The organism is Providencia rustigianii DSM 4541, assembly GCF_000156395.1.
In the GTDB taxonomy this organism is placed as follows: Bacteria; Pseudomonadota; Gammaproteobacteria; order Enterobacterales; family Enterobacteriaceae; genus Providencia; species Providencia rustigianii.
This window is the reverse complement of the sequence record NZ_GG703826.1, coordinates 2,235-11,439: the sequence shown is the minus strand read 5'-3', so window position 1 is coordinate 11,439 and position 9,205 is coordinate 2,235. Positions and strand designations below refer to the sequence as shown.

Sequence of the window (9,205 nt, the reverse complement as noted above, 5' to 3'; positions counted from 1 at the left end):
AATGCCAATTTCTATATTAGCTCTATGCGTTTTTTTCTGTGTTATTTCTTTAAGTAACCATTCGTAAACACGCATGGAATATTTGTTTTCAAAGGATTTAACATGTTCAAGATTGTATTTAATGAATTTTTTTAGCTGGAATAAATACGGTAGAATATCCTCACTAAAAACAAGTTCCAATGATTGATTTTTTCGGCTAAATCTAGCGAAATTAACCCATTGAAATATAGTTTTTTCTATATCCCCTGTAGGGTAAATTATTTCTACCGTACGAGTCATTAGTTCACTAGTGGCTTTGTTCAGCCGATGATATGCGTTATCTAACGATAGCCCCATCATTTGAGCATATTGCTGATAAGTGAAGGTGACTGTTCTATCTTCTCTGGTAGGGTTTTCCTTCGTTGGATTCAACAGAGCTACACAACAAAGAATCAACTTTGTTTCATGCTCAGTTAAATCATATCGACTAACTGCCAGCTCATTTGCTTTAAACACGACTAACTCAGACATAGCTAACCTTAAAGTGGACTATATAAATATGAATCCACTTTACCACATTGTGGACTCTTGATAAATAAGTCCACAATGCGTGGTTTTGTGTGAATACTATGATTTTTAGTCCACATTTCTTTTAAATACTATGATTTTTAGTCCACGCTTTATGATTTTTAGTCCACATTTAAGTAATTAAGTTTTTTAAAATCAACAACATAAAAACACTAGAATAAAGAAAGAATAAAAGATAAAAAAGAATAGATCCCAGCCCTGTGGATAAATCAGAAAACTGCCGTCGATTTGTAGTAGTTAAAAGGATGTCGCAAACAACGTTTGCTCCTTTTCAAAACAAACCTAAAACACCTCTAGTAGCTCCCTCGCCTTGCTCGGGCAACTCGCTGCCCCTATCTTTTGTCTCCGACCGTCCAGCCACTGCGCCGCTGTTTTTTCCGTGTCATTGAGTTCGCTTCGCTCACGGCTCAATCAGGAGGGGATTGTCTGGGCTTCTGTGGCACGTTTTCAGTATTGGATGATAAATTCCATTGCCGAGCCAATAAAACCTCGCCACGGACTTTCTGTGGCGTTTTAGAGGGTATTAACACCCTGTTCTAATCTTCCTTTTTCTGATTGAGTAATACCTGCCCCTTCAATTTCCATTCTTCCCACTTGGGATTATCACGGGATAATTCATGCAAGCTGGCTAATGCGCCCAGTAGTTTCGCGGGGTCATCCACCGGTTTACCCGTTTGACTGTCCACTAACCCTGCCATAATCAGTAATCCCGCCGATTGATAAAGGGCATGGTCACGCGCTTTACGGGCGGCTTTAGCTTCTGCACGTTTCTCAGCATGTATCAGGTTCATCACCTTCGTGCGGGCTTCCTGTGCTTTTTCTGCTGCCCGCTCTGCCTGAATTAACAAGGAGAGCGTTTTTATTTCTTGGGCGGTTTTATCCGCTTTATCGTGCAATATCACCAATAAACGTTGTTGCTCATTCGGTGATTTTAAACCACGGATATATTGCACTCTGTCTGTGAGCCATTTTGCTTGTTTTTCGGTTTTCATCTTTACCACTCATGCTATTTTTTGAATGGAATAATTATGCTCATGATTGGCAACTCAGGTCAAATTCCACTACAATCCCTATCATCTTTTTTATTGATAGGGCGCACTTAGACGTTTCTTTACTTCGTTCAGAAACGGTGCGCGCTTGCAGCGGGCGAAAACAGCATGGCATCTTATCATCTCAGCGTTAAAACCGGCGGGAAAGGCAAAGCCGCTTCCCATGCCGATTATATTGCACGTGATGGCAAATATGCCCGTGAAAAAGACAATGACCTTGAGCACAAGGCATCGGGCAATATGCCTGCATGGGCAGCGCATAAACCGTCCGAGTTTTGGAAAGCCGCTGACACGTTTGAACGTGCCAACGGTTGCACCTATCGTGAAATTGAAATTGCCCTGCCGCGTGAATTGAAACCTGAACAACGCCTTGAGCTTGTCCGTGATATTATTCGACAGGAAATTGGCGACCGGCACGCCTATCAATTTGCCATTCATAACCCGAAAGCGGCGATTGAAGGCGGTGAACAACCGCACGCGCATATTATGTTTTCTGAACGGCTTAATGACGGTATCGAGCGTGACCCGCAGCAGTATTTTAAACGGGCGAACAGTAAAGAGCCTGAGCGCGGCGGCGCGAAAAAGGTGCGGTTCGGCGAAACGCCGACCGAACGCAAGGAATACCTTATCGCGCAGCGGGAACGTTGGGCAACATTACAAAATAACCATCTTGAGCGTTATCAGCATCCTGACCGTGTGGATGCGCGTTCCCTGAAAGAACAGGGGCTTGAGCGTGAGCCGGAGCGACATTTTGGCGCGGGACAGGTCAGGAAGTTTGAACCTGAGCAGTTACACGCGGTGATGGAGCGCAGAGAAGCGGAGCGACAGGCTCAGCACTGCCGTGATGAACGCGACAGCGTGATTGATGTGACAACGTCATTACGGGAAGCCCTCGCAGAGCGGGAGAACGTCACTGAAACTCCTAAATGGGATGTGACGCAAGATGAGGCTCAGGGCAGAACGTTTGATTTTGAAAAAGAGCCTGAAAAACTAACACCATTGGTCAATGATGTCTTGAGTGAGATACAAGAAGAGATTGACCTTCAATCCTTGATTAATGACTCGATGGCAGAGTTTCAGAATATTCATCAGGAACTGGTCAGGCAACAGGAGCGTGAGCGACTGGCTGAGAAGCAACGCCAGCAGGAAAAAGAACGGCAGCGACTCGCCGAGCAGAAACGACAAAAGCCGGATAAAGGCTGGTCATTTTCTCGATAGACAGGATTAAATATGAACGATGAGATTAAAAAAATTGCCGCGCTGATTGGTCATCAGCAAGCACAAGAGAAACGCGTTGCTGCATTGATTGATGAATTTCAGGCGGAATCAGCTAAATTAAGCCGCCAGACAGCACAATTGGCGCAAGTGATTCATGAACTGGACAGTGCCTCCGGTAAGATGACCGACACGGTCAGGCAATCGGTGAGTACTGCTTTAACTCAGGTTGAGAAAGAACTCAAACAAACGGGATTAGAGCAGCAGAAACCTGCCGTCAATGCGCTGAATCAGGTGGTTACAGCGGCTCATGAATCCGTCAGTGAAATACGACGTGAAATGTCGCGTTATACGTGGAAGTCTGCGATTTATATTGTTTTGACTATGCTTGCGGTCATGGGGAGCTGTCTCTGGGGGGTGTTTTATTTTATCGACAGTGGCTATGACCGAATTGCAAAAATGCAGCGCATGGAAGCGGTCTGGCAGAAAAAAGCCCCGCTGGCTGATATCTCCACGTGTGACGGAAAACCTTGTGTGAAAGTAGATACCAGTCAGTCATACGGCGATAAAAAAGACACGTATCTGATTATCAAACAATAAAAAAACGGCGCTGAATACGCCGTTTTCCCGTGCAAGTCGTCAAAGTAGCGAGGTGGTTTCGAGCGGTTCGCCCTCATTCAACCTGTTCTGCATGTCGGTGACGAATGCGTCCATCTGACTGTTGGCAAAGAATTTAATTCCGATCAGTCTGACGTCCTCATTTTCATCAATCACAATGCGTTCACGGTCATTCAGAGTTTCCAGCATTCGTTCTTTCCATGCGTCATCCAGCAACCTGTCATCACCTTTCGGCTCAAGGAAAACCTGCCAGTAAGCATTATCCGCATGGCGCGTCAGTATCATGATGAAATCCGGCATAAAACCGCGTACACCGCCGAATTCTGTCAGCTTAAAGCGCGTTGACTGCTCATCGTTACGCAGCACGTAAATATCGTCGTAACGGGCTTTGAGTTTCGGCATAAAGGTTTCCAGCGTTTTCACCAGACGATGCTCGAGCTGATTCAGTATCGCATTGTCATACACGTACCATTTTTTACCGATCGTCTGCGCGGCAGTGATTTTCTGGTTAATGATAACCGACGGGTCAATGTGCAGGCTGTAGTCTTTGATAACGTCTTTCACCGGCTGGCTGATAAAGCGGTACGTGCCCTTCACCTTCTGATCATTGCGTCGCACGTTATCTGCAATACGCAGCAGGACGGTTTCCAGAAGATGCAGTTTTTCTTTTGCCGGTACAGCAGAAAAATCCAGCGCTTGCGGCATGGTGACAGTGATGACCAGTTTGCCTAGATAGTCCTTGCTATTGATAAACTCACGAATACCGGTCAGCTTTGGGAAAAAGCGTTGTAGGTTATCCAGTGCGTAGAAACGGATTTTCTGCATCGCCTTACGGTAAAAACGCGCATCCAATACCAGCGGTTCGTCTTTTGTAATACCCCCCGTTGTTCCTGTCAGGTTGTCCAGCGACTCTTCACCGGCAGTCTGGTACGGTATTTCAAAGCGCGTTTCCAGTGAGTAGGTTTCCCAGCAGCGGCTGCTGCTCTCGATTTCTTCCACTTCGTTGAAGTACAGCTTTCCGGTCTGATACACGGCAGATTTTTTAAAGTCGGCTTTCAGTCTGGCATGCTCAACCGTGCCACCGCCATCCTGATGCGCGTCAATGTCTGCTTGTTCAAGGGATGCGTGCAGCGTTTTGATATACGCCGGTTCATTGATGGTGTGGTAGTGAAGTTGCTCCAGTACGCTTAACGCTTTTGCGCTGTTATCAAACCGGCGGGTGAAGCTCCGTTTACCGTCATAAACGAACGGGTAGTAACGCGCGCCGCGCCCGATAAGCTGGGCTTCGCTGTCCGTGCCGGTTTTGCTGCTGCTCGCCTGCTCACTGATACGGACAATGTCATAGAGGTTGAGTACGTCCCAGCCTTCATTGACTTTCGCCACGGCGAATACGGCTCTCACCGGATTATCGACTTCTTCCAGTGTGTTCAGCAGAACGGGGTTTTCTTCCAGCAGGTCTGATTTATTGACGTTCAGCAGGTTGAAGTCGTTAAAATCCTCCTGAATCTGCCCGATAATCGCCACTAAATCGCTGTCAGCGTAACGCTGAATCACTTTGTGCCAGATACTGGTGTCAGAGCTGAGCTGCACTTTTTTATTCGACAAGTGGCGTCTGACGCTCTCCGGTGTCAGTGCCGCAATCAGTTGCGAAAACTCATCCTGTTTTGCTTTTGATATCGCAATCTTGTTCGACTTGAACAGAATGACCGGCTTGAAGCCGGTAATGCCGTTATCCGCCGCTGTCAGCTTGCGGTACTGGCTTAACAGCACCGCATCGAGCATCTTGTCGCCGTCGTTCTGGTTGGCTTCCAATAGCATGACTTTTTTCGAGTAACCGTCTGACATGAACTGTTTTAAATCATACTGATACACTACTTTATCACGATATTTCTGCCCGATATCTTTATTCGCGAGGTCAATGGTGGCGGTGAACTCGAACAGGCGGTTATCCGGTCGCAGGTCGAGAATGTTCTCAATCGTGCGCTCCCACGTCTGCTCCTCGTTCTCCGGTGAGTTTTTCGCTTTGCCTTTTGCTTTGGTGCCGGCGTTGAAGTGATGCGCCTCGTCACCGAGCAGGACTAATGGAATTTCTTTTAAATCCTCGTAGGTGATGCTGTTCTCACGATAGCTGTTCATCTCGTCGTGCATCTTATGGATGGTCGAGAGCTTGAGGTAAATTGTGTTGCGCTCAGGTACAGACGGGAACGTCTCCACCGGGGCTATAATGATTTTTTCCCCGTCGATTTCCACTTCCTGACTGAACAGGTATTTCGGCGACTGCGGGTTAAGCAGGTTCTCACGGGTCTTCTGGATTATCGCGTCGGTATGCACGAAAAAGATAAAGTTCTGATACCCGTACGCTTTAAACAAATAGAGTATCGTGCCCGCCATCACCATCGTTTTACCGGCACCGGTTGCCATGTGAAACAGCAGGTGTCGGTAATGCAGTATTGCCTCATCCCGCTTGCGCTGCGTGTAATGCAGATAGCGCAGCGCGCCGTGCTGATACGGGCGCAGGGCATCCTTCAGGTTCGCCTGAACGTAATCCGGTGTCTCATAGTGGTCATGGAACAGACCCGGTTCATCAAACTGCTTCAGTCTGTTAAACAGCAGCTTCTCACCGCCGGCTGACTTCGGTTTCTTCGCCATACCGTCACTCCATCCCGTAGAAGCTGCGGGTAAAGGCTTTGTCACTTTCTGAGATGTTCAGGTCGCTGTCATCCATCTCGGCGGCGTTCACATAAAGCTGATTTTTATCGAGGATTTCAATCAGCAGTTGCTTCTGTTCGTGCAACTCCAATTCACTGAAAGCGACTTTACGCGGAATACCGTCCATTTCATACTCAGCAGACAGGACGTTTTCCAACGCCACCTGATAATTGAGATGTGCTTCTGTTTTCATCACCGCAAAGAGTTTTTCGAGTTCTTCATTGGATTGGGCTTTCTGGATTTCATGCAAGAAGTAGGCGTTCAGTTCCATCAGTTCGGCGTAGACAAAACTGCCGCCTCCCTGCCAGTTAACGTCTTTTGATATGCCTGAATTGTCACCATTAACAACATTACAAAGCCTTCTTATTGCAAGTGTTTCAGCATAATCCATCTGTTCGATACCAATGTAATTCCTTTTCATCTTGTGTGCGACAGCACTCGTAGTACCGCTGCCAAGATGAAAATCCAATACAATGTCATTTTCATCTGAAAATAAAGAGATTATTCTCTGTAATAGCATTTCTGGTTTTTTACCAAACCGAAGAGATATGTCTTCACCGCCCTCTTGAAATACATTATTTATACCTATATCCGTCCAAATATCACTAATTATAGATGATGGCTGTTTTTTGCCATTTATTACTCTTATTTTGTCTGAGGCAAATATCAGCTCCCTCCCATTTAATACATATTTCCCATCAATATATAAAAACTTACCCCTAGGTTCCTTTGGGTAGTTTTTACTTCTATTTATAGCGGTTTGAAATATCAAGTTTGCATTTTTTAATTTAAATTCTTCTATTTGCTTCTTGTCAGCAGTATCTATGCCTGACTCTTTTATTGCAGTATTTAATGATATAGATTCCCATTCTGTTTCGTTATTGGAGTTGTTTTTTTTAATGAAATTGTTATATCTATTAAATGCAAAATCCCAACTCACAGGAATGTACTGAGGGTTTATTTTTATATTTTTTGAGTCTTTGTTATATATTAAAATATGTTCTTTTATTTTTGGTATTGTTGTTGATGAATGACTCATTTTTACACCGCTTAGATGAGCCATTTGTATGCAAATTGAGCTTTGGAAGTTATCTTCTCCAAAAATTGAGTCGCATAAAACCTTTAGGTATGAGAATTCTATATCATTTATTTGTATGCAGATCGTGCCTTTTTCACTCAAAAGATCTTTAGCTGCCTCTAATCTATTTTTCATGAAAGTTAACCATGTTGTTCGGTTAAATCTATCATTGTATTTAAAAGCATCATTTCCAGTGTTGTATGGCGGATCGATATAAATTAACTTTACCTTTCTTGAGAGGGTTTTTCTTAATGAATGCAAGGCTATTAGATTATTTCCTTTGATTATTAAGTTTTCGTTATCGTGAAAATTGGTAATGTTATTTTCAATGTTATCTTTAGTGTAACGTTTTGCATTAGTTAATGCCTTTGGTGAGAGAAGACTATCAATCTCATCACGAGCAATAATGTCATTGTAATAAACCTCATCTTTACCTTGATTTTCTTTAGTCATACCGCCTTCAAGTACACAGTCTTTAAATGGGAAATCCAGTACCACGTCAGAGCTGTAATCAAGGTATTTTCCTTCACTGGTTAATCCCACTTTGTTGCGGTATTTAGTGAAGCTATTAGCCCAGTATTCTTTGTATTTTAATAGGCTACACAGCTTGTCAAAATCAAAAATAAAAATACCGTCAATATCCGTTCCATAAACGGATTTAATTTTTTCATTTGCCACTAATGCTTTGATAACGTCCGGCTGTTTGCGGTTGATTGCGTCAATCACCATCGTTCGGTGCAATTCTTTACCATTCCAAAATTGCGAGAACGCTTTTAATACTTTGTTCAGTTCACGGATTAATTCAGTTTGCATGTCATTGCCTTATGACAGATTGAAATATGAAAAGGATTATAGGGGAAGGTTGAAGATACAGAAACAGGCTCATCATTGAACAGTGATAAAGTTGGGGAAAATACGGCAATTTAACATAAACATGCTTAAGCGCACACCCGCTTCCGGTTTCATCCTGAAAACACCCTGAACAGTTCAAAACTGTCTCTTTCCCTGCCGAAAATACCCCGTTTTATTGTTACTTATTTGTTATCAAGATCGTGATGTCGTTTTCAGTGGGAAAATAATGCCAACCGGCTATTTTTTCCAGAATTGCCATGATTTTTTGGTAGGCACTGATGCAACTGGTTCAGGTGTTGTTGGTAGCTTGGATTCGATTAACAGCATTGCTTGTTTCAGGCTGTCTATATGCTCGTCCTGACGTTGTAATTCTTTATTTTTGCTTTCAAGCAGTTGCTCTAAAAGTGCAATTTTTTGTTGTAACAGTGCAACGGATTGATCTGTTTTAGGTGTTGCATCGTGCTGCATTGCATCGCTTTGCGACAGTGTTGCATGTGTCGCCGTTAGTGAGCCGAATACACGAATAAGCTCTGATGTATCTACTTTTTTTGTGTTTGTTGCATCAGAAATTTGCGACAGTTTTCCTTGCTTAATATAGCGATGTATTGTTGCTCTGTTTTTTCCAGTTAGTCTGGCTGCCTCTGTAACTGATACCAGTGCCATAGATACCTCAGATCCGTCCGTATTTAGCTAAAATTTTCTCTAGCGTGGCTCGTTGTTTTTGAGTCAGCCATGTAAATGAGCCGTTTAGATCATATTTGCTCTGCATGTCACTCAGAAATTTAGCTTCAAAGCCGGTAAGCTGAATTTTTGCAGTTAAAGCATCATGCAATGTTGTTTTTAGTCCCTCATGAAGACGATTTTCAGGCGTTAAACGGATTGCCTTATCTTCTTTTTTTGATACTGGATCTTTAGCTAGCTCTGTCACAAGGTCAATTTGTTTATCCAGTTCAACCTGAAATATCAACGTATCAGCAGGGCGACCGCGTTTTTTAATAGCTAACGTCATGTTGCTGTAGGTATTTATATCTTTCTCTACTAACTTTAATATTTTTTTATTGAAGTCCCTGAGATCTTTATATTTTTTTTCTAACATTAACATGAATTTAAAATCATC

General features: G+C 43.6%; 7 protein-coding genes and 1 pseudogene. 2 read left to right on the top strand and 6 right to left on the bottom strand.

Going from position 1 to position 9,205, the window contains the following annotated elements:
• Positions 1-510: replication initiation protein (locus tag PROVRUST_RS18445; RefSeq protein WP_006816434.1), on the bottom strand; the 510-nt coding region annotated here is incomplete at its 3' end.
• 593 nt (positions 511-1,103) lie between these two features.
• Positions 1,104-1,559, bottom strand: coding sequence for a conjugal transfer protein TraD (locus PROVRUST_RS18440; RefSeq protein ID WP_006816432.1), 456 nt, complete (start codon positions 1,557-1,559; stop codon positions 1,104-1,106).
• 165 nt (positions 1,560-1,724) lie between these two features.
• Between PROVRUST_RS18440 and PROVRUST_RS18435 the strand changes: the two genes are divergently transcribed.
• The gene (locus tag PROVRUST_RS18435; protein WP_006816431.1) at positions 1,725-2,834 is read left to right on the top strand and encodes a MobA/MobL family protein; all 1,110 of its coding nucleotides are present in this window, start codon (positions 1,725-1,727) and stop codon (positions 2,832-2,834) included.
• Between the two features lie 12 nt (positions 2,835-2,846).
• Positions 2,847-3,431: a hypothetical protein gene (locus tag PROVRUST_RS20630; RefSeq protein WP_006816430.1), complete on the top strand. Its 585-nt coding sequence runs from the start codon at positions 2,847-2,849 to the stop codon at positions 3,429-3,431.
• A gap of 39 nt (positions 3,432-3,470) precedes the next feature.
• Here the strand turns inward: PROVRUST_RS20630 and PROVRUST_RS18425 are convergent, their stop codons facing one another.
• The 4 genes and pseudogenes from PROVRUST_RS18425 to PROVRUST_RS18410 all read right to left on the bottom strand — a co-directional run.
• A complete protein-coding gene (locus tag PROVRUST_RS18425; protein ID WP_006816429.1) occupies positions 3,471-6,098 on the bottom strand; it encodes a DEAD/DEAH box helicase family protein in 2,628 nt (875 codons plus the stop codon).
• A gap of 4 nt (positions 6,099-6,102) precedes the next feature.
• Complete coding sequence (locus PROVRUST_RS18420) at positions 6,103-8,049, bottom strand: site-specific DNA-methyltransferase (protein ID WP_006816428.1); 1,947 nt, start codon at positions 8,047-8,049, stop codon at positions 6,103-6,105.
• Between the two features lie 276 nt (positions 8,050-8,325).
• On the bottom strand, positions 8,326-8,751 hold the full coding sequence (locus PROVRUST_RS18415) for a helix-turn-helix domain-containing protein (RefSeq protein ID WP_006816427.1): 426 nt from the start codon (positions 8,749-8,751) through the stop codon (positions 8,326-8,328).
• Between the two features lie 7 nt (positions 8,752-8,758).
• Positions 8,759-9,205: pseudogene (locus PROVRUST_RS18410) on the bottom strand (replication initiation protein); the annotation flags it as partial.

Excerpts from the sequence above, each read along its gene's own strand:
- PROVRUST_RS18435 (WP_006816431.1), top strand. The coding sequence starts at position 1,725 with ATGGCATCTTATCATCTCAGCGTTAAAACCGGCGGGAAAGGCAAAGCC.
- PROVRUST_RS18425 (WP_006816429.1), bottom strand. The coding sequence starts at position 6,098 with ATGGCGAAGAAACCGAAGTCAGCCGGCGGTGAGAAGCTGCTGTTTAAC.
- PROVRUST_RS18415 (WP_006816427.1), bottom strand. The coding sequence starts at position 8,751 with ATGGCACTGGTATCAGTTACAGAGGCAGCCAGACTAACTGGAAAAAAC.
- PROVRUST_RS18420 (WP_006816428.1), bottom strand. The coding sequence starts at position 8,049 with ATGCAAACTGAATTAATCCGTGAACTGAACAAAGTATTAAAAGCGTTC.
- PROVRUST_RS18440 (WP_006816432.1), bottom strand. The coding sequence starts at position 1,559 with ATGAAAACCGAAAAACAAGCAAAATGGCTCACAGACAGAGTGCAATAT.
- PROVRUST_RS20630 (WP_006816430.1), top strand. The coding sequence starts at position 2,847 with ATGAACGATGAGATTAAAAAAATTGCCGCGCTGATTGGTCATCAGCAA.